This window comes from Thermoanaerobacterium aotearoense, from assembly GCF_009905255.1.
GTDB lineage: Bacteria > Bacillota > Thermoanaerobacteria > Thermoanaerobacterales > Thermoanaerobacteraceae > Thermoanaerobacterium > Thermoanaerobacterium aotearoense.
The window spans coordinates 1,513,612-1,535,000 of sequence record NZ_CP047602.1 but is presented as its reverse complement, the minus strand read 5'-3'; the positions used below and the strand labels follow the sequence as shown (position 1 = coordinate 1,535,000).

The 21,389-nt window shown below is 35.6% G+C and carries 19 protein-coding genes and 2 rRNA genes; 20 read left to right on the top strand and 1 reads right to left on the bottom strand.

All coding sequences use genetic code 11. The features are described 5' to 3' along the window. The first annotated feature begins 37 nt into the window (after positions 1-37). The 4 genes from GSH73_RS07745 to thpR all read left to right on the top strand — a co-directional run bounded on the left by GSH73_RS07745 (position 38) and on the right by thpR (position 4,304). Positions 38-2,914, top strand: a 23S ribosomal RNA gene (locus tag GSH73_RS07745). 54 nt (positions 2,915-2,968) lie between these two features. Continuing rightward, positions 2,969-3,077: ribosomal RNA gene (gene rrf / locus GSH73_RS07740) — 5S ribosomal RNA — on the top strand. Between the two features lie 98 nt (positions 3,078-3,175). Then, complete coding sequence (locus GSH73_RS07735) at positions 3,176-3,727, top strand: GNAT family N-acetyltransferase (protein ID WP_014758581.1); 552 nt, start codon at positions 3,176-3,178, stop codon at positions 3,725-3,727. Continuing rightward, positions 3,690-4,304, top strand: coding sequence for an RNA 2',3'-cyclic phosphodiesterase (thpR, locus tag GSH73_RS07730; protein WP_014758582.1), 615 nt, complete (start codon positions 3,690-3,692; stop codon positions 4,302-4,304). Before GSH73_RS07735 ends, thpR begins: the two co-directional genes overlap by 38 nt. Before the next feature lie 9 nt (positions 4,305-4,313). Here thpR and GSH73_RS07725 read toward each other — a convergent pair whose 3' ends face one another. After that, positions 4,314-6,029, bottom strand: a complete 1,716-nt coding sequence (locus GSH73_RS07725) for an Rqc2 family fibronectin-binding protein (protein WP_014758583.1) — start codon at positions 6,027-6,029, stop codon at positions 4,314-4,316. A 179-nt stretch (positions 6,030-6,208) separates the two neighbouring features. Here GSH73_RS07725 and dapF point away from each other — a divergent pair, with 179 nt between their 5' ends. The 16 genes from dapF to rsgA all read left to right on the top strand — a co-directional run bounded on the left by dapF (position 6,209) and on the right by rsgA (position 21,386). Then, the gene (gene dapF, locus GSH73_RS07720) at positions 6,209-7,042 is read left to right on the top strand and encodes a diaminopimelate epimerase (protein WP_014758584.1); all 834 of its coding nucleotides are present in this window, start codon (positions 6,209-6,211) and stop codon (positions 7,040-7,042) included. A 9-nt stretch (positions 7,043-7,051) separates the two neighbouring features. Continuing rightward, entirely contained in the window at positions 7,052-7,957 is a 906-nt protein-coding gene (locus GSH73_RS07715; RefSeq protein WP_014758585.1) for a YicC/YloC family endoribonuclease, read from the top strand. 13 nt (positions 7,958-7,970) lie between these two features. Beyond that, positions 7,971-8,255: an extracellular matrix/biofilm regulator RemA gene (gene remA, locus GSH73_RS07710; RefSeq protein ID WP_014758586.1), complete on the top strand. Its 285-nt coding sequence runs from the start codon at positions 7,971-7,973 to the stop codon at positions 8,253-8,255. An 8-nt stretch (positions 8,256-8,263) separates the two neighbouring features. Continuing rightward, positions 8,264-8,881, top strand: coding sequence for a guanylate kinase (gene gmk / locus GSH73_RS07705; protein WP_014758587.1), 618 nt, complete (start codon positions 8,264-8,266; stop codon positions 8,879-8,881). After that, positions 8,882-9,091: a DNA-directed RNA polymerase subunit omega gene (gene rpoZ / locus GSH73_RS07700; RefSeq protein WP_014758588.1), complete on the top strand. Its 210-nt coding sequence runs from the start codon at positions 8,882-8,884 to the stop codon at positions 9,089-9,091. 11 nt (positions 9,092-9,102) lie between these two features. Continuing rightward, complete coding sequence (gene coaBC / locus GSH73_RS07695; RefSeq protein ID WP_014758589.1) at positions 9,103-10,302, top strand: bifunctional phosphopantothenoylcysteine decarboxylase/phosphopantothenate--cysteine ligase CoaBC; 1,200 nt, start codon at positions 9,103-9,105, stop codon at positions 10,300-10,302. 31 nt (positions 10,303-10,333) lie between these two features. Next, on the top strand, positions 10,334-12,529 hold the full coding sequence (priA, locus tag GSH73_RS07690; protein ID WP_014758590.1) for a primosomal protein N': 2,196 nt from the start codon (positions 10,334-10,336) through the stop codon (positions 12,527-12,529). 11 nt (positions 12,530-12,540) lie between these two features. Continuing rightward, entirely contained in the window at positions 12,541-13,017 is a 477-nt protein-coding gene (def, locus tag GSH73_RS07685; protein ID WP_014758591.1) for a peptide deformylase, read from the top strand. A gap of 1 nt (position 13,018) precedes the next feature. Beyond that, positions 13,019-13,960, top strand: a complete 942-nt coding sequence (gene fmt / locus GSH73_RS07680; RefSeq protein WP_014758592.1) for a methionyl-tRNA formyltransferase — start codon at positions 13,019-13,021, stop codon at positions 13,958-13,960. A gap of 134 nt (positions 13,961-14,094) precedes the next feature. Next, positions 14,095-14,709: a DUF116 domain-containing protein gene (locus GSH73_RS07675; protein WP_233432474.1), complete on the top strand. Its 615-nt coding sequence runs from the start codon at positions 14,095-14,097 to the stop codon at positions 14,707-14,709. 5 nt (positions 14,710-14,714) lie between these two features. Then, complete coding sequence (locus GSH73_RS07670; protein ID WP_014758594.1) at positions 14,715-15,398, top strand: zinc metallopeptidase; 684 nt, start codon at positions 14,715-14,717, stop codon at positions 15,396-15,398. 39 nt (positions 15,399-15,437) lie between these two features. Beyond that, positions 15,438-16,781 carry a 16S rRNA (cytosine(967)-C(5))-methyltransferase RsmB gene (gene rsmB, locus GSH73_RS07665; RefSeq protein ID WP_014758595.1) on the top strand — a complete coding sequence of 448 codons (1,344 nt, stop codon included), beginning with the start codon at positions 15,438-15,440 and terminating at the stop codon, positions 16,779-16,781. A 43-nt stretch (positions 16,782-16,824) separates the two neighbouring features. After that, positions 16,825-17,856: a dual-specificity RNA methyltransferase RlmN gene (gene rlmN / locus GSH73_RS07660; protein ID WP_014758596.1), complete on the top strand. Its 1,032-nt coding sequence runs from the start codon at positions 16,825-16,827 to the stop codon at positions 17,854-17,856. A 5-nt stretch (positions 17,857-17,861) separates the two neighbouring features. Beyond that, a complete protein-coding gene (locus tag GSH73_RS07655; RefSeq protein ID WP_014758597.1) occupies positions 17,862-18,596 on the top strand; it encodes a Stp1/IreP family PP2C-type Ser/Thr phosphatase in 735 nt (244 codons plus the stop codon). Positions 18,597-18,600: 4 nt separating this feature from the next. Then, positions 18,601-20,511 (top strand): Stk1 family PASTA domain-containing Ser/Thr kinase, encoded by a 1,911-nt coding sequence (pknB, locus tag GSH73_RS07650; RefSeq protein ID WP_014758598.1) that lies wholly within the window; start codon positions 18,601-18,603, stop codon positions 20,509-20,511. Beyond that, positions 20,511-21,386 carry a ribosome small subunit-dependent GTPase A gene (gene rsgA / locus GSH73_RS07645; RefSeq protein WP_014758599.1) on the top strand — a complete coding sequence of 292 codons (876 nt, stop codon included), beginning with the start codon at positions 20,511-20,513 and terminating at the stop codon, positions 21,384-21,386. Before pknB ends, rsgA begins: the two co-directional genes overlap by 1 nt. Positions 21,387-21,389: the final 3 nt, after the last annotated feature.

Below are 21,389 nucleotides of genomic sequence, written 5' to 3'. Positions count from 1 at the left end.
TGAGCGTTAATAATATTTTCAAAAAGCAATGGAAATAGGTCAAGTTAGAAAGGGCGTATGGTGGATGCCCAGGCACTTAGAGCCGAAGAAGGACGCAGCAAGCGGCGAAACGCTCCGGGGAGTCGCAAGCAGACGTAGATCCGGAGATATCCGAATGGGGAAACCCGCTTAAGGTAATACTTAAGCATCCCATGGTGAACACATAGCCATGAGGAGGGGAAACCGCGTGAACTGAAACATCTAAGTAGCGCGAGGAAAAGAAAGAAAAAGTCGATTTCCTGAGTAGTGGCGAGCGAAAAGGAAGGAGCCCAAACCATCACCATTGGTGATGGGGTTTAGGACCACGATAAGGTATATAAAGCGAAGCCGAACAGACCTGGGAAGGCAGGCCAAAGAAGGTGAAAGCCCTGTAGGCGAAAGCGAAATATACCGAGTGGGATCCAGAGTACCACAGGATAGGCAACCCGGTGGGAAGACGGGAGGACCATCTCCCAAGGCTAAATACTCCTAAGTGACCGATAGCGCATAGTACCGTGAGGGAAAGGTGAAAAGAATCCCGGGAGGGGAGTGAAAGAGAACCTGAAACCATATGTCCACAAGCAGTGGAAGCGAAAGCGACCACGTACTTTTTGTAGAACGGACCGGCGAGTTATAGATATGCAGCGAGGTTAAGCGAAAGCGGAGCCGAAGCGAAAGCGAGTCTTAAAAGGGCGAAAGTTGCATATCATAGACCCGAAACCGTGCGACCTACCCATGATCAGGGTGAAGCCGGAGTAAGATCTGGTGGAGGCCCGAACCACGTTGACGTTGAAAAGTCATGGGATGAATTGTGGGTAGCGGAGAAATTCCAATCGAGCTCGGAGATAGCTGGTTCTCCCCGAAATAGCTTTAGGGCTAGCCTCAGGGGGAAGGAAATATGGAGGTAGAGCACTGAATGGACAAGGGGCCAAAAAGGTTACCGAAGCCTATCAAACTCCGAATGCCATATTGAGACCCTGGGAGTCAGACTACGAGTGATAAGATCCGTGGTCAAAAGGGAAAGAGCCCAGACCGACAGCTAAGGTCCCAAAGAGCATGTTAAGTGGTAAAGGAAGTAGGATTTCCAAGACAACCAGGATGTTGGCTTAGAAGCAGCCATACATTCAAAGAGTGCGTAATAGCTCACTGGTCGAGAAATCCCGCGCCGAAAATAAACGGGGCTAAAACATGCCACCGAAGCTACGGATTCTAAAAAAGAATGGTAGGGGAGCGTACTGTACAGGACGAAGGATAAGCGAAAGCGAATCTGGACAGTACAGTAGAGAGAATGCCGGTATAAGTAACGAGAGTAAGGCGAGAAACCTTACCGTCGAAAGCCTAAGGATTCCTGGGGAAGGATAATCCGCCCAGGGTAAGTCGGGACCTAAGCCGAGGCGAAAGCGTAGGCGATGGAGAACCGGTAATAAATCCGGTACCACCGAAATCCGCCAAAAGAGAAGCAAGGACGCAGCGAGATAAGAAAAGCGTGCGGTTGGTAGAGCACGTCCAAGCAGCGACGAAAAGAGCTTTGAGTGAAGTACCAAAGCTCATAAGAGCTGTGATGGGGAGCCGCAAGGCGAAGTTTCGAAGGGGCTGCCAAGAAAAGTTGCTATCGAGGATGAGGTGCCCGTACCACAAACCGACACAGGTAGGCGAGGAGAGAATCCAAAGACGAGCGGGAGAACCCTCATTAAGGAACTCGGCAAAAAGACTCCGTAACTTCGGGAGAAGGAGTGCCGAAAGGCCGCAGAGAAGAGGCCCAAGCGACTGTTTACCAAAAACACAGGTTTCTGCTAAGTCGAAAGACGAAGTATAGGAGCTGACGCCTGCCCGGTGCTGGAAGGTTAAGGGGAAGGGTCAGGAGAAAATCCAAAGCTCTGAACTTAAGCCCCAGTAAACGGCGGCCGTAACTATAACGGTCCTAAGGTAGCGAAATTCCTTGTCGGGTAAGTTCCGACCTGCACGAAAGGCGTAACGACTTGGGCGCTGTCTTGAAGGGGGACCCGGTGAAATTGTAGTACTCGTGAAGATGCGAGTTACCCGCGACAGGACAGAAAGACCCCATGGAGCTTTACTGCAGCTTGTCACTGAATTTTAGTAATATCTGTACAGGATAGGTGGGAGGCGGAGAGATATGGGCGCCAGCCTATATGGAGCCAACGTTGGGATACCACCCTGATATTACCGAAATTCTAACATAGGAGCCGTAAGCCGGCATATGGACACTGACAGGCGGGCAGTTTGACTGGGGCGGTCGCCTCCTAAAAAGTAACGGAGGCGTCCAAAGGTTACCTCAGCGCGGAAGGAAATCGCGCGTAAGAGTGCAAAGGCAGAAGGTAGCCTAACTGCGAGAAAGACAATTCGAGCAGGGACGAAAGTCGGGCTTAGTGATCCGGCGGTAGAGAATGGGATTGCCGTCGCTCAACGGATAAAAGCTACCCTGGGGATAACAGGCTGATCTCCCCCAAGAGTCCACATCGACGGGGAGGTTTGGCACCTCGATGTCGGCTCATCGCATCCTGGGGCTGAAGTAGGTCCCAAGGGTTGGGCTGTTCGCCCATTAAAGCGGTACGCGAGCTGGGTTCAGAACGTCGTGAGACAGTTCGGTCCCTATCCGTCGCGGGCGCAGGAAATTTGAGAGGATCTGCCCTTAGTACGAGAGGACCGGGGTGGACAAACCGATGGTGTACCAGTTGCGTAGCCGTACGCACAGCTGGGTAGCCAAGTTTGGAAGGGATAAACGCTGAAAGCATCTAAGCGTGAAACCCACCTCAAGATAAGATTTCCCATCCGAAAGGAGTAAGACACCTTGAAGAAGACGAGGTAGATAGGCCGGAGGTGTAAGAGTAGAAATACTTTAAGCTGACCGGTACTAATAAGTCGAGGACTTGACCAAAAGAAGCATTGTGCAGTATTCAAAGTTCATTTAGAAGGAAATGAACGAAAGATTTCCGGTGGCAATAACGGAGGTTAAAAACCCGTTCCCATACCGAACACGGAAGTGAAGCCCTCCAGCGCCGATGGTACTGATTACTCGGGAGAGTAGGTCGCTGCCGGTAAAAATTTATAAAAGAGGTAGTCTGTTTTAAATGGACTATCTCTTTTTTGATTTTTATGATATAATAAGCGTTAAAATCATAAGAAAGGAAGTGAAAGAATGTTAAAAAGTAAAAATGTTGAACTTGTACCGTTTGAACCTAAATATATTAAGAAATTTGTAGAATTTCGCAATAGTGAAGATAGTAGAAATTTTTTGATGCCTGGTATACCATATCCTGTGACAGAAGGTTCAGTTTCAGAGTGGCTTAGTAAGAAAGCAAATCCTAATGAGTCAGGTGAATTTGCAATTATTTATAATGAAACTAAAGAATATATAGGCAATATTTCATATGGCAATGTAGATTGGAAAAATAGACATTGTGAAATTGCGATAATGATAGGTGAGGAAAAGTATAGAAATAGAGGACTTGGTTCAGAAGCAATAATGACTTTATTGGATTTTATATTTAATGAATTAAATTTGCATCGAGTTGAATTAAAAGTATATGATTTTAATGAGAGAGCAATAAGATGTTATGAAAAATGTGGCTTTAAAAAAGAAGGATTGCTGAGGGAAGTTGTATATAAACATGGCCGATATATAAACGAATGGTTAATGAGTATTGTTAAAGATGAATTTTCTAGGCACAATTTCCAGGGAAATAATTGAAAATATACATGATGGAGGAAATATGAGAGCTTTTTTAGCTGTTAAATTAAGTGAGAATATCATAAACGATGTTAAGAAATTGCAAGAGGAGTTAAAGAAATATACAATAAAAGGAAGATGGACAAATGAAGATAATTTACATATAACTCTTAAATTTTTTGGCGAAATAAATGAAAAACAAGTTAGTGAAATAAGAAAGACAATAGATGATATTTCTGTGAATTTTAAATCTTTTTATATTAGATTAAATAAAATTGGTTGTTTTAAAGGAAAAGATAGTATAAGAGTGCTATGGATAGATGTTAAAAATGATAATAACCTTATATTATTACATGATGCCATCGAAACAGAATTATCTAAAGTGGGATTTAAAAAAGACGATAGAAAATTTAAAGCTCATATAACTGTTGCAAGAGATATTATTTTGAAAAAGAGCATAGAAGAAATAAGCAACCTATATAAATTAGATTCTGACTACTTTGAAGTATCAAATATATATCTTATGGAAAGCAAGCTGGAGAATAATAGAAGAGTTTATAAATCCATCTTTGAAGTCCCACTAAAGACAAATAAGTAGGCACAATACCTACTTATTATCAGGCGTTACATATAATGTTTTTTGATTTGTGTAAATTACGAAACCTGGTTTTGCTCCTGCTGGTTTCTTAACATACTTTCTTAACGTGTAATCAACTGGTACATTTGAGGAGTTTTTTGCTTTGCTATACGTTGCTGCTAATTTCGCAGCTTCTAAAATGGTGCTGTCAGGAACAGTTTTACCTTGAGTCTTAATTATGACATGTGAGCCTGGTATGTCTTTAGTATGTAGCCAAATATCTTCAGAATCTGCAAATTTAGTCGTCAGGTAATCATTTTGAACATTATTTTTCCCAACATATATATCGAAATTATTCGACGAAACGAAATGCAGCGGTTTTGATATTGTCTTTTGACGTTTACTTATTTTTTTCTTTTTTATATATCCTAAGTCAGATAATTCTTCTCTTATTTCTTCTATTTCAGAAGGAAGCGTTGATTGTTCAACGTTTAAAAGTTGTCCTTCTAAATACTCTATTTCTCGTTTTGTTTCTTCTATTTGCTTAGAGAGAATTTCAACTGCATTTTTCATTTTGCTGTATTTTTTAAAATATATTTGGGCATTTTCATTTGGAGTATAACGTATATCAAGAGGTATAGAAATTTCCTCTCCGGTGTAGTAATTTGTAGTTTTTAACACGTCTGTTTTACCTTTAAATCTATATAGATTATTTGTTATGAGTTCACCGTATAGTCTATATATATCAGCATTTTTTGCTTCTTTTAATTCTTCTACTTGTTTCTCGACTTTATTATATAGCTTTTCTAAGAGGTTTTGAATTAGCTTTTTTAAATCATGAGATCGCCCTCGCATGTTTTCTGCGTTGGCCTTTTCTTTATAAAAATTTAAAGCTGCTTCATTTATGCTTTTGTAAAATATTAAATTTTCATATTGTGTAAGCTCAATAATCGAGAATTCCAATGGATTTCCGTCAATGTAAGCAATACATGGTTTAAAGGTTGAATTATCTATATGATTCTTTAAAATGTTAAGATTTAAATTTAATTTTTCCATATCATTCTGAGTTAATTCATCAACGTATTTGTCGTATATTGAGCTTCTATATGCAATTTCTCTTGATAGAACAGGACTAAATCCTTCAAAAAGTTCCAAAAGAGCTTTATCAACTTTTTTACCGCTTTTTAATTTTAATTCTCTTGATAAATCTTCTTTTGTAAAATTTTGAATTGTAAATTTATCTTGTAGTGGTGGCATCTCATATTTGACATCAGGAACTATTTCGCGTATTTTGCTCATGTCTTTGTACACGCGTTTAATGCTATCGACAATTATTTTGCTTTCTTTGTCTATTAATATGATATTGCTGTATCTTCCCATTATTTCTATTACTAATGTTTTTATGATTTCTTTTTCTAATTCATCGCGACTTAAAACATCAATGAATAAAATTCTGTCAAATCCTCTTTGGTATATATCTATAATTTTCCCACCTTGTAGATACTTCCGAAGTAACATGCAAAACATAGGAGGAGTAATGGGATTTTCTTTATTTTCATCTGTTAAATATACTCTTGGGAAATTTGCATTTGATGATAAAAGCAATTTATAATTGTTGCCGTTATTTCTGACAAAAATTATGATTTCATCTTTTTCAGGTTGATATATTTTATCTATTTTCCCATCTAACAATGTGCTTTTTAGTTCATTGACTATTCCATATAGTGTTATGCCATCCAAAGCCATGTTGAACATTCCTTTCTAAATGCAATTCTATTTAATAGTATACCACGGCATAAACTTATTACAAATAAACCAATGATATGATGATTGCAAAAAATTAATTGAACAAATTATATGACCAGTTTTTTATAAATTTATGTTATAATATATATGCGTTATTTGTGGTAAGAGGTGAAAAAGTTATGAAATTTACAAAGATGACTGGATTAGGCAATGATTTTATAGTGTTAGAAAACTTAGAAAACAAAGAATTAGAGTATGACGTGTTAGCAAGAAAACTGTGTGATAGACATTTTGGCATAGGCGGAGATGGTCTTTTGATAGTGGAGCCATCTGGAATAGCAGATATTAAGATGAGAATAATCAATTCTGATGGAAGTGAAGCAGAAATGTGCGGAAATGGAGCACGCTGCTTCGCAAAGTACGTCTATGAAAATGGCATAGTTTCAAAAGGGAAAATGTCTGTAGAGACATTGTCTGGCATTGTAATGCCAGAATTGATATTTGAAGATGATGTGGTGGATAAAGTAAGAGTTCATATGGGAAATCCTATTTTTAGGCCTGATTTAATTCCTGTAAAAACAGATAAAAATCAGTTTGTGGAAGAAACGATAAAAATAGATGGTAAAACTTACATTGTAACTTCCCTATTAGTTGGAGTGCCGCATACTGTTATTTTTGTTAATTCTATTGACGAAAACATAATTGTGAATGTGGGCCCATTAATTGAAAAGTTACAGATATTTCCACGTGGAACAAATGTTGATTTTGTCAAAGTTGAAGATGAAAATAATATTACAGTTAGAACTTGGGAGAGAGGTGCAGGCTTGACTCTCGCGTGTGGAACAGGTGCTTGTGCTTCTGCAGTTGCTTCTGCATTGACAAATAGGACAATGAGAAATGTTTATGTTCATTTCAAAAAGGGTGATCTGTATATTGAATGGACATCTGATAACAATATTTATTTAACAGGTAAAGCCGAAAAAGTTTTTACTGGCGATATAGACATTGTTTAGAAAGAAATAATGTTGATTATAATATTGATGGGTGATATGATGATAAAAAGCATGACTGGCTTTGGCAGAGGGGAAGCGAATGAAAATGGCTTTCACGTCTTAGTTGAAATAAAAACTTTAAACCATAGGTTTCTGGATTTGTCGTTAAAGCTTCCTAAAGTTTTAAGTGGATTGGAAGATAGAATTAGGATTAAGATTAGTGATACCATTAAAAGGGGTAGAGTGGAAGTAAATATTTCTTTTGAATCGCCTGAAAAAGGCCTTGACATACTTGAGATAAATCATGATCTTTTAAATCAATACATAAATATAATCCGCAGCTTGAAAGAAAGTGTCAATCTTGTAGGTGATATAAAAGCAACCGACATTTTATCGATGCCTGGGATAATAGATGTAAAAAGCACAGATGTAAATATTGATGACGTATGGACTGTGCTGGAAAAAGCATTAGATATGAGCATAAAAAATGTGATTGACATGAGGGTTTTAGAAGGTATAAAATTAAAAGACGATATAATAAATAGATTGGACATGCTAAGTGGCATAATTGAAAAAATAGAGGAAAGAGGACCAGTTGTTATAAACGAGTATAAGAGGAAACTGGAGATTCGTATAAGCGAACTGATTGGAGATGAATTTGATCAAAGTAGGTTTTTAACTGAAGTAGCTATAATGGCTGATAGAACGAGCATTTCAGAAGAGATAACAAGGTTTAAAAGCCATATTAGTCAGTTTAGGTTTTCGTTGGAGAGTTCTATGCCTGTAGGCAAAAAGTTAGATTTCTTGACACAAGAGATGAACAGAGAGGCAAATACAATCGGATCTAAATCAATAGATCTTGACATAATAAACGGAGTTATAGAATTGAAAGATCAGATAGAAAAAATAAGGGAGCAAGTGCAAAATATAGAGTAGGAGGATAATTATTATGGCCATCAAACTAATAAACATAGGGTTTGGCAATATTATTTCGGCAAATAGATTAGTAGCCATTGTTAGTCCTGAGTCTGCTCCTATAAAAAGAATTATTCAAGAGGCGCGGGACAGAGGTATGCTTATTGATGCTACATATGGTAGAAGGACTAGAGCTGTTATAATAACAGACAGCGACCACATAATATTATCGGCAGTTCAGCCTGAGACAGTTGCAAATAGATTGAATTCGAAAGACATAATTGATGAAGAAATTGTTGAAGAAGAATCTGAAGATTAAGGGGAATGATGTTATTGTACAATAAAGGTTTATTGATTGTAATATCTGGTCCATCTGGAGCTGGAAAAGGAACAGTTTGCAAAGCACTTTTAAAAAAAGATGAAAATCTTAAATTAAGTATATCAATGACTACTAGAAAACCTCGCAATGGCGAGGTTGATGGTGAGAACTATTTTTTCACCACTGTTGAAAAGTTTAAGATGCTTATTGAAAATAATATGCTTTTAGAGTGGGCGAAGGTGTACGATAATTATTATGGGACACCAAAAGAGTTTGTGCAAAGAAACATAGATGAAGGTCATGATGTAATTTTAGAGATAGACATTCAAGGCGCTTTAAAAGTTAAGGACAAATATCCGGAAGGTGTTTTTGTATTTATTTTGCCGCCGTCTATGGAGGAGCTTAAGAATAGAATCAAAAAGAGGGGGACAGAAACAGAAGAAGAGATTTTAAAAAGATTTAAAAGTGCTTACGAAGAAATAAATTTCGTCTCCAGATATAATTATGTTGTTATAAATGATGATGTTGATTTAGCTGTTGATAAAATCCTTGCCATTATAAAAGCTGAAAAATGTAGGGTTGATAGAAATAAAGGATTATATCTTGAAATAAAGGAGAGATGTTAAATGATTTTATATCCATCAATAGTAGATTTAATGAATAAAATTGACAGTAAATATACTTTGTGCGCTTTGGTTTCAAAACGTGCAAGACAATTAATAAATGGTGAACCAAGTCTTGTAGAGACAGATTCAAAAAAACCTGTGACAATTGCTACTGAGGAAATAAATAAAGGACTTATAACATTTGAAAGGCAAAAATTCGGTTTAAAATAGAAGGTGTTTTAATGGATTATACAAAAAATGTGGTCATTGGTGTTACTGGCGGTATTGCTGCATATAAGTCAGCAGATTTGGTTTCAAGACTTGTTAAAAAAAATATAAATGTCGATGTAATAATGACAGAGTCTGCTACAAAATTTATTTCTCCATTGACTTTTGAATCACTATCGCATAATAAAGTTGTAGTTGATATGTTTGATAGTCCTAAGTTTTGGGAGATAGAGCACATAGCGTTGGCAGAAAAGGCGGATGTGTTTGCTATCGTTCCTGCTACGGCAAATATAATAGGCAAAATAGCCAATGGTATAGCAGACGATATGCTTACAACTACTATAATGGCTACTGATGCAAAAATCGTTATTGCACCTGCGATGAATACAAACATGTATCAAAACATGCTATTTCAAGAAAATTTAAAGAAGCTTAAGTCTATTGGATATTCTATAATAGAACCTGAAGAGGGAAGATTAGCCTGCGGTACATTTGGCAAAGGTAAATTAGCAAAAATTGAGGATATAGAGAAAAAAATATTGGAATTATTAGGAACAGAAAAGAATGATTATGATGGTATTACTGTTTTGGTCACAGCAGGTCCTACAGTCGAACCAATTGATCCAGTAAGATATATTACAAATCGTTCTTCTGGAAAAATGGGTTTTGAAATTGCAAAGGCTGCAAAATCTCGAGGGGCTAAAGTTATTTTGATTTCAGGCCCTACAAGTATAGAAGATCCAGTCGATGTTGAGACTATACACGTAAATACCGCTCTTGAAATGTACAATGTGGTTATGAAATTTAAGGGCAAAGTCGATGTTTTTATTGGAGCTGCGGCTGTTGCTGATTATCGACCAGCGATATATGAGGTTAACAAAATAAAAAAAAGTGACGATGCACTTGTATTGAAGTTGGTTAGAAACCCAGATATTTTATATGAGTTTGGTAAAGAAAAAGGCAATACTTTTTTAGTCGGTTTTGCTGCAGAAACTGAAAATCTGATAGAGAGTGCTAAAGCCAAGATTATAAGAAAAAATTTGGATTTGATAGTTGCTAATGATGTTTTAAAAGAAGGTGCTGGATTTTCGGGTGATACAAATATAGTTAACATCATAGACAAGAATATGAACGTAAAAGAGTACCCTTTAATGAGCAAAACCGATGTAGCCCATGTAATACTTGATGAGATAAAAAATCTTTTTATTAGATAGCCTAAAGCGGCTTTTTTTTATGGGGGTATTTATGTTTGCTGATGTTGTCTTAAGTGAGCATTCACGAAATATCGATAAGATTTTAACTTACATTGTGCCAGATGGCATTGACAATATAAAAATAGGTGCTAAAGTTTTAGTGCCTGTAAATAGAAGCACAGTAGAAGGCTACGTTATAAATTTATCAGAAAAAACAGGCGTACCAATAGACAAGATAAAGCCAATAATTGGTGTTGTTGATGATATTGCATTGTTTGATGATAAATTGTTAGATTTAGCTTTTTGGATGAAAGATTACTATAAATGCAACATTTCTGAAAGTTTGCAATGTATTATACCATCAGGGACAAAAAGTGGCATAAAAAAGGTAAAGACAGTTAGGCTTAATAATGATTTTGTTGATGATTGCAAAATTACTCAGAGGCAACTTGAAATTATAAATTATTTAAAGATAAACGATTCAGTCATATTATCAGATCTGGTAAAAAACCTAAATGTAAGTTATTCAACTGTAAGAAGTTTGATTAAAAGGGGAATTTTGCAGTTAGATTTTAGAGAGATAAATAGGTTTAAAGCGACAGACTATAATAGAACTAAAAAGCATGTTCCTACTGAGGAACAAGAGCAGGTCATAAACGAAATAAAAAAAATCATTGGGAAAGGTATCTTTGAGAAGTATCTTTTGTTTGGTGTCACTGGAAGTGGGAAAACAGAAGTTTATCTTCAGCTTATTGAGAAGTGCATCGAATTAGGTAAAGAAGCAATTGTTCTGGTGCCGGAGATATCTTTAACGCCTCAAACTATTGAAAGATTTGTTTCAAGATTTGGCAATTTGGTTGCTGTTTTGCATAGCGGATTATCCGATGGAGAAAGATTTGACGAATGGAGAAAAATTGTAAATGGGGATGTAAAAATTGTCGTTGGTGTTAGAAACGCTGTATTTGCACCATTTTCTAATTTAGGGTTGATAATAATAGATGAAGAGCATGAAAATACTTATAAACAATCTGATTTTAAGCCAAAGTACAATGTAAAAGAAGTTGCGGAAAAAAGATGCGAGATAGAGAAAGCTGTTTTGCTGCTGGGTTCGGCAACGCCTCAGGTTGAAACGTACTATAAAGCTCTCAATAAAGAGTATAAACTTTTAAGATTAAACAATAGAATAGGGATTAGTTTGCCTGAAGTTGAAATTGTCAATATGAGTCGTGAATTGGCAGATGGCAATAATTCGATATTTAGTAGAAAACTTTATTATGAAATTAAAAAAAATTTGATTAAAGGTGAACAGACTATTTTGTTTTTAAACAGAAGGGGATTTTCTTCATTTGTCGTATGCAGGGATTGCGGATATGTTCCTGAGTGCCCGAATTGTGATATATCACTTACATATCATGCCGATGATGGAAATTTAAGATGCCATTATTGTGGATATAATATTAGCACAGTTCATGTATGTCCTAAATGTGGAAGCAAGCGAATTAGATATTTAGGCATTGGAACAGAGCGTGTAGAAAGGGAAGTTAAGCGACTGTTTCCTAAAAGCCGAGTTTTGAGAATGGATATCGATACTACTAAAACAAAGGGAGCTCATGAAAAAATATTTAATGAATTTAGAAGCGGAAATGCAGACGTATTAATAGGTACGCAGATGATTTCAAAAGGTTTTGACATACCAAATGTGACGTTGGTAGGAGTTATTCTGGCGGATATAACGCTTAACATACCTGATTTTAGATCAGGCGAAAGAACTTTTCAGCTTTTAACACAGGTAGCTGGAAGGGCTGGCAGAGGAGAAAAGCCAGGAAGGGTAATAATTCAGACATATGAAGATGATAACTACAGCATAGTAGCTGCAAAGAATCAAGATTATGAGGCCTTTTTCAATGAAGAAATACATTATAGAGAAACATACATGTACCCTCCTTTTACGCATTTATTGAATATATTGATATCAGGGCCAGAGAGAAATAACGTAATATCTGGTGCAGCATTGGCACATAATTTGATTATTAAAACTATTAACAAAAGTGAAATAAAGAGTTATAATAAAGTATTAGGTCCGTCATCTGCCCCTATAGAAAGGATAAAAAACAATTATAGATGGCAGATTATTGTAAAATCAGTCGAAAGAAGTGTTTTGGAAGATATATGCGATGCTTTAAATAATCATAATTTTATAAAAGGCGTCAAACTATCGTATGATTTGGACCCACTTAATTTAATTTAAGGAGGATTTATATGGCATTAAGGTATATTAGAAAGATTGGAGATCCTATACTGTATAAAAAGGCAAAATATGTTGATAAAATAGATGATCATGTTATTATGATTTTGGATGACATGGCTGAAACTATGTATAATGCTGATGGCGTCGGACTTGCTGCAAATCAGATTGGCATTTTAAGAAGACTTGTGGTGGTGGACGTTGGAGATGGTTTGATAGAATTGATAAATCCAGAAATAATATTAGAAGAAGGCGAACAAATAGGAAAAGAGGGATGCTTAAGCGTTCCTAATGTGACAGGAGAAGTCAAACGGCCTAAAAAGGTGAGAGTAAGGTATCAAGACAGAACTGGAGAGTATAAAGAAATCGAAGGAGAAGATTTTTTAGCCAGAGCATTGTCACATGAAATTGATCATTTAAATGGGATATTGTTTGTAAATAAAGCTATAAGGATAATAAATGACGAGGAAGAGAATATGGAGGCGGAGTGACTTGAACATTGTGTTTATGGGTACGCCTGAATTTGCTGTACCTTCACTTAAAAGGTTGGTTGAATCTGGACATAATGTGATGTTGGCTATAACACAACCAGATAAGCCTAAAGGCAGAGGCAAAAAGATGTCTTTTCCACCTGTAAAAGAATTTGCCATAAAATATGGTATAGAAGTTTATCAACCATTTAAATTAAAAAATAATGAGGAAGCATTTGAAAAAATAAGGGGTTTGAATCCTGAATTAATAGTTGTAGCTGCATATGGCAAAATTCTTCCAGAAGAAATTTTAAAAATCCCGAAATTTGGGTGCATAAATGTTCATGCATCTTTGCTTCCAAAGTACAGAGGAGCTGCACCCATAAATTGGGCTGTGATAAACGGCGAAAAAGAGACAGGTATTACTATAATGTATATGGAAAAAGGATTGGACACTGGTGACATTTTATTGCAAAAGTCAATACCGATATTAGAAGAGGATAATGCTGAGACAGTACATGATAAACTGGCGGTATTAGGCGGAGATGTTTTAATAGACGCTATAAGCATGATGAGCAATGGTACTTTAATGAGTGTAAAACAGGATGATAGCAAAGCGACGTATGCTCCTATGCTGGAAAAATCGATGGGGCTTATAAATTGGGAAAAAGATGCCGTTGAAATAAGAAATCTCATTAGAGGATTAAGGCCATGGCCTGGTGCGTATACGTACTATAATGGCAGCATGTTAAAAATTTGGTCTGCCGATGTATATCATTATTTCGGTGATGAAAAACCCGGCACAATTATTGATTCAGATGATACTTTGGTAATAAAATGCGGTAAAGAAGCGTTGAAGGTAATAGAAATTCAAGGTGAAGGCACGAGAAGGATGAATGTTGAAGATTATTTAAGGGGACACTTAATAAAAAAGGGTGAGCGGTTAGAGGGGATAACAATTTGAATGGGAAAAAACGTATTTTTTTGGGATTATTGAGTATATTGATATTGTTAATGACATTAAGTATTTTTTTTCTTTTCTATATGGTGAGAAACAGAAGCTCAGTTTTGTATAATTTTTTAATAGGATTTATAATTTTGTCTTTTTCTGCAATTACTATTGTCTTGATTCTTACAGTTTTTGGCTTTCTGTATGTGATTTATAGAGGGAAAAACAATGAGATGCTGAATAAAACATTATTATTGATGATAGATGAGTTATATCCATTTTTGGAGATATTGAGTGGTATATTTGGTGTAGAGAAGGAAAGGATTCAACAGTCATTTACAAATATAAATAACTTTTTAGTAAGTTCAAGAAAAGGCAAGTATTTACCTGAAGAGCTATTGATATTGACGCCGCATTGCATACAGTTTAATGAGTGTAAATTTAAAGTTACCAATGACATTGATAATTGTCGAAGATGTGGAAAATGTCAAGTCAGCGATTTAATAAAGCTAAAAGAGAAGTATGGTATTAAAGTCGCAATTGCAACTGGAGGCACTTTAGCGAGAAAAGCTGTCATGGACATTAAGCCAAAAGCCATCATTGCTATTGCATGCGAAAGAGATTTAACAAGTGGAATACTGGATGTGAAAAAAGTACCCGTTTATGGTATAATAAATATAAGACCTTATGGCCCTTGCTTCAACACAAAAGTGAATTTGGATGAAGTCGAAAAAGCGATAATCAATTTTACGAATGGAGGATAGGATTTATGTTTTGGTTTTACGATCCTACGTATATATTGTTGTTGCCTGCAATTTTACTTGCAATGTACGCTCAATTTAAGGTACAAAGCACGTTTAACAGGTATTCAAGTGTAAGAAACAGATATGGATACAGAGCTTATGAAGTGGCAAGAAGACTTTTAAATGATGCGGGGCTATATGATGTAAGCATTGAGATGATACCAGGCAATCTTACAGACCATTATGATCCAAGAAGCAAGGTACTAAGACTTTCTCAGACCGTTTATGGCAGTGATTCTATAGCAGCTATAGGTGTTGCGGCACATGAAACAGGGCACGCAATACAGCATGCTAATGGATATATTCCTCTTAAATTGAGAAATGCAATTGTACCTGTAGCAAACATTGGCACTACAATTTCATGGCCGCTTTTGCTGATGGGTTTTTTGTTTGGCTATACACAATTGATAGATATAGGCATAATACTTTTTTCAGCAGTTGTTTTGTTTCAGATAATAACATTGCCAGTAGAACTTAATGCAAGCAATAGAGCAATAAGACTTCTGGAATCCGGCGGGCTTTTCATGAGAGATGAGCTTTACCCAGCAAGGCAGGTGCTTAATGCAGCCGCTTTGACGTATGTTGCTGCTGCGTTTGCTTCTATTATGAATCTTATTAGACTGATAATTTTAAGGGATAGGAGAGATTAATTTCTATCCCTTATTTATTAAAATTTTAGAGGTGTTTTAATGAATCAGAGAAATACGGCTTTTAAAATTTTATATGATATAATTGTAAAAAGAGGGTATTCAAATATTGTATTGAGCAAGTATTTTAACAGCAATGAGTTAAGTGATGTAGACAGGAGCTTTATTAAAGAAATAGTTTTTGGAACAATAGAGAGAAAACAAACTTTAGATAGAATAATTGACTATTGTTCGACAAAAGGTATCAAAAAGATAGACAATAGAATATTGATAATACTTGAAATGGGATTATATCAAATAATTTATATGGATAAAGTGCCTCACTACGCTGCTATTAGTGAAGCTGTAAATCTTGCCAAGAAATATGCAGGGACATACGCTTCTAAGTTTGTTAATGCTGTGCTTCGCAATTATGTGCGCAATTCTGAAAAAATTGATGTCTTAAAATCTGACCAGAATCTTGTTGAATATTTGGCATTTAAATATTCATATCCTGAATGGATTGTAAAAAGACTTTTAAATAATTATGACAAAGGTGTGGTTGAGGATATATTAAAGTCATTGAACGAAAGACCGGAAATATCTGTAAGACTTAATACTTTGAAGGTAGGTATGCAAAAGTTTGAAAAGATATTGATGGATAGAGGATTGAATTTTAAAAAGGGATTGTATGTTGATGATGCTTATTATATTGATTTGAAAAATATCGCAGATGATGAAATTTACAAAGATGGCTTTGTACAGATCCAAGATGAAGGCGCTATGATTATATCTAAAGCTTTGTCGCCTAATTTAGGCGATCTTATAATAGATGTATGTAGCGCACCAGGAGGGAAGACTACGCATATTTCTCAATTAATGAACAATGAAGGAAAAGTTATTGCGTTTGATATTCATGAGCACAAGATTGATTTAATAAAAATGAATTGCAAAAGATTAGGCGTAAACAATGTTGATGCGTATGTATTTGACTCAACCAAGATAAATGAAAAATATATAGACAAGGCAGACAAGGTATTAGCTGACGTTCCATGCACTGGAATAGGGATCATAAGGAAAAAACCAGATATAAAATTAAAGGATTATACGGAAGAAGATATCAAAAAGCTTAATAACATTCAATACAGTATACTCAGTTCCAGTTCTAAATACGTCAAAAAAGGCGGGTATATATTGTACAGCACGTGTACAATTGGAAAAGAGGAAAATATGAATATTATAGATAAATTTTTGGATGAAAATAGGAATTTTGAAATTTCAGATATAACGCCTTTTTTGCCTGAAGCTTTGAAATCGCAAGTCGATATCAAAGGTTGCTTGCAATTGTTGCCAAATGTTAATAATACAGATGGCTTTTTCATATGCAAATTGCAGAGAAATGATTAAATTTGTGATATAATATCTCTATGAAATTCTGGAGGCGTTTTAATTGATAGATTTAAAGAATATGACTATTGAGGAACTTGAAAAGTTTTTTCTTGACATTGGTGAAACAAAGTATAGGGCAAAACAGGTTTTTCGGTGGATTTATAGGGGCATTGTTGATTTTGACGATATGACTGATTTAAAGAAAGATTTAAGGCAAAAGTTAAAAAATATCGCATTTGTGTCTAATTTGCAAATTGCAAAAAAAGTCGTATCAAGTGAAGATGCAACAGCTAAGTATCTTTTTTTGCTGGATGATGAAAATATTGTTGAAGGTGTGGCGATAAAGTATAGCTTTGGCAATACATCTTGCATATCTACTCAAGTTGGATGTAATATGAAGTGCTCATTTTGCGCATCAGGCATTGGAGGTAAAGTAAGAAATTTAAAGGCATCTGAGATGGTAGACGAAGTCCTTATAATGAATAAAGACTATGGCAAAATATCCAACATTGTATTGATGGGCAGTGGTGAACCGTTTGACAATTATGATGAGGTTATGAAATTTATAAAAATTGTCAATAATCCATTTGGCATGGGTATAGGTGTTAGACATATTACTATCTCCACATGCGGGATTGTGCCTAAAATTTACAAATTTGCAGATGAAGGCTTAGGAGTGAACTTGTCTATCTCGCTTCATGCCCCTACCGATGATTTGCGTTCACAGTTAATGCATATAAATAAGGTTTATCCTATAAAAGATTTAATTGATGCTTGTAGGTACTATATAGACAAAACCCATAGAAGGATAACTTTTGAATATTCGCTTATAAAAGGCGTAAATGATAGCTACGATATGAGCTTAAAACTGTCCAATCTTTTAAAAGGGCTTTTGTGCCATGTAAATTTAATACCGGTGAATTACGTCAGTGAGATTGGCTATGAAAAGGCTGATAATGAGAAAATAATGGCTTTTAAGAATGTGCTTGAGAGAAGTGGCATTACATGTACAGTGAGGCGCGAACTTGGCAGTGACATCGATGCAGCTTGCGGTCAATTAAGAAGGAAATACTTAGCTGGAAGGGTGAAATAATTTAGATGTTAGTATATGCACTTACTGATAAAGGTAATGTAAGAGAAAATAATGAAGATTCATACTTTATTTCTACAGATGAAAGAATAAAACTTTTTATTGTAGCTGATGGTATGGGTGGATGCAATGGCGGTGAAGTTGCAAGCAGATACGCGATAGAGGTCATTACAAAATATTTTTTTAGTAATTATAGTAGTTGTAATAAAAATGATAATTCAATAAAGAAATTTATTGAGGATGCGGTTAGAAGCGCAAACTCTCACGTTTTTAATAAATCTTTTTCAAATATAGACCTTACTGGAATGGGTACAACGCTAACTCTTCTTTTGATAGAGAATAAGAAATTTTTTATTGGGCACATAGGTGATAGCAGAGCATATTTAATAAGAGGCGATAAACTCATGCAAATTACTGAAGATCATTCTTATGTGGAAGAATTAGTGAAATTAGGTAGAATAACCCATGAAGAAGCAAGAAATCATCCACAGAAAAACATTATAACAAGGGCACTTGGCATCGATGAAGAAATAGAAGTAGATATATTTACTGGCGATGTTTTCGAAAATGATGTCTTTTTGCTGTGCACAGATGGCTTAACAAATATGCTTACAGATGATTTGATTTTAAAGGAATTTAACAGTTCCGAAAGCATAGATAAGGCTTGTGATAATCTGATCAAAATGGCAAAACAAAATGGCGGCTTTGATAATATAACCATTGTGGCTGTAAAGGAGGTGTGACAATATGATCGGTAAAATGCTTGGAAATCGATATGAGATATTGGAAAAGATAGGCGAAGGTGGTATGGCAAAAGTATATAAGGCAAAATGCCATCTTTTAAATAGAATTGTTGCTATAAAGGTATTGAGATCGGAGTTTGTGTCAGACGAAGAGTTTGTAAGAAGGTTCAAAAGAGAATCACAAGCGGCGGCAAGCCTTTCTCATCCCAATATTGTCAGCATATACGATGTTGGACAAGAAGGAGATATATACTATATTGTAATGGAATATGTAAATGGGAAAACCTTAAAGCAATTAATTAAGGAAACGAATGGACCTTTGCCTATACCAAAATCCTTGGATATAGCAAGGCAAGTATGTAGAGCGTTGGAACACGCTCATAAGCATCATATTGTTCACAGGGATATTAAGCCACAAAATATATTGGTGACAGATGACAACATTGTAAAGGTAACAGACTTTGGCATTGCAAGAGCAGCTAATGGATCAACAATAACGTATGGTGGAGGAGACGTCCTTGGTACTGCTTATTATTTTTCGCCAGAGCAAGCGAAAGGCTCTCTTATAGATGAAAAGACTGATATATATTCGCTTGGAATAGTCATGTATGAAATGCTAACTGGTAAAGTTCCTTTTGAAGGTGAGAGCCCAATATCGGTTGCATTAAAGCATATACAGGAAAACATAGTGCCACCATCAAAGTTGAATCCTCGAGTACCTTATAAACTTGATAAGATAGTTTTAAAGGCTACTGAAAAAGATATAAATTACAGATATAAAAGTGCGGCTGAACTTTTGAATGATATTGATACTTTTATAAGCGATCCAGATAAATTGATCATAGGCGATCTGACTGACAACAATGTTACGAGGGTTATGAAAGCGGAAGAAATTAACGAGAAGATCAAGGATTCAAAAACACCGAACAAAAGAAAAGGAAGAAAAATTTTAAGAAATATAGGGATTGCAATATTGATTTTAGCGCTTATGGCTTCACTGTCTTATGGTACTATGTATTTTTTAAACAACATGGCTACTGCAGCAGAAGTGAAAGTGCCTGATATAAAAGGTCAAACGCTGGATAAAGCAACTACAATATTGGAAAATAGCAATTTGAAGTTAAATATTTCAGACAGTCAATACAGCGATGCTCCAACCAACACTATTTTGTCGCAAGATCCACCGGCAGGAGAGACTGTAAAGAAGGGTTCTACTGTTAATGTAGTAGTTAGCAAGGGAAAGCAAAATTCCGTCGTCCCAAACGTTATAGGCAGCGAGTATAGGGATGCTCAGTTGAAATTAAAAAATAGTGGGTTAAATGCAAATTTAATTTGGGACTACAATGATAATTATCCAAATGGGTATGTATATGATCAAAATCCAAGGCAAGGCGTACAAGTTGAATACAATACTGTCGTTGATGTTTATGTAAGCAAAGGGCCAGAAATGGTTACAGTTCCTAATGTTCAAAACATGTCGCTTGATGATGCGACAAAAGCTTTGGAAGATGTAGGACTTAAGGTTGGAAATGTAACTACGCAATTTAGCGATAGTGTGCCTAATAATTTTGTGATTTCGCAAAGCATACCTCAGGGCACCAGTATTCAAAAAGGCAAATCCATTGATTTGATTGTGAGTCAATCAACACAGACACAGCAGCAACAGCAACAAACGCAGACTCAGTTGCCTCAAGGATATAAGACAAAAGAGATTACAATTGATTTGCCTAATCAAGAAGGTCCTATGAAAGTTGATGTCTATGTGATACAAGACGGCAATAAGACATTGCAGTATTCAAATACGTATACCTATGCAGACAGCCCAATAACAGTGCCAGTTAGTGGTAAAGGCAATGTTGTTATTGAAGTTGATATAAACGGCAATGTTTACGAAACGATGGGGGCGAAATTTTAGTGATATTAGTAGGACGAATTGTTAAAGGCATTGGAGGTTTTTACTATGTTTCCACCGAGCATGGCATCATAGAATGCCGTGCTCGTGGCAAATTTAGAATTTCCAATATTATACCTATTGTTGGAGATTATGTTGATGTGGAATCACAAAATTTTAAAGATGGATTTATAGTTAATATACATGACAGGAAAAACCAATTAGTAAGGCCACCTGTGTCAAATGTGGATCAAGCAATAATTACTTTTTCGATAGTTAATCCTGATTTAAACAGATTGCAGCTTGATAAAATGATAATATTAACTGAAGTAAACCAGATAAATCCCATCATCTGTATAAATAAGGTTGATTTAGTTGATGAAGATGAATACATGCCAATATACAATATATATAAAAAATTAGGCTATGAAGTGATTGCTACTTCCAAATACGACAACATTGGAATTGACAAGTTAAAAACAATTCTAAAAGGTAAAACATCTTTTTTTACAGGTCCATCTGGTGTAGGAAAATCTTCTTTGATAAATTGCGTTCATGGTCATGAAAGGCAAGAAATTGGAGATTTGAGCGAAAAGCTTAATAGAGGAAAGCATACGACAAGAAATGTAGAGTTAATATCTATTGATGGTGGTTACGTGTTAGATACGCCTGGCTTTACTTCGCTGAATCTGAATATTGATGAGAAAAATCTCAAAAATTTTTATAAAGATTTTAAAGTCTTTGAGGCAAATTGCAGGTTTAATTCATGCTTACATATTAATGAACCTAATTGTGGAGTTAAAGATGCTGTTGAAAATGGACTGATTGATAAAACAAGGTATTCAAACTATTTAAGTTTGTATGGTGAATTAAAAACCAACAGAAGAAGGAGGTATTGATAT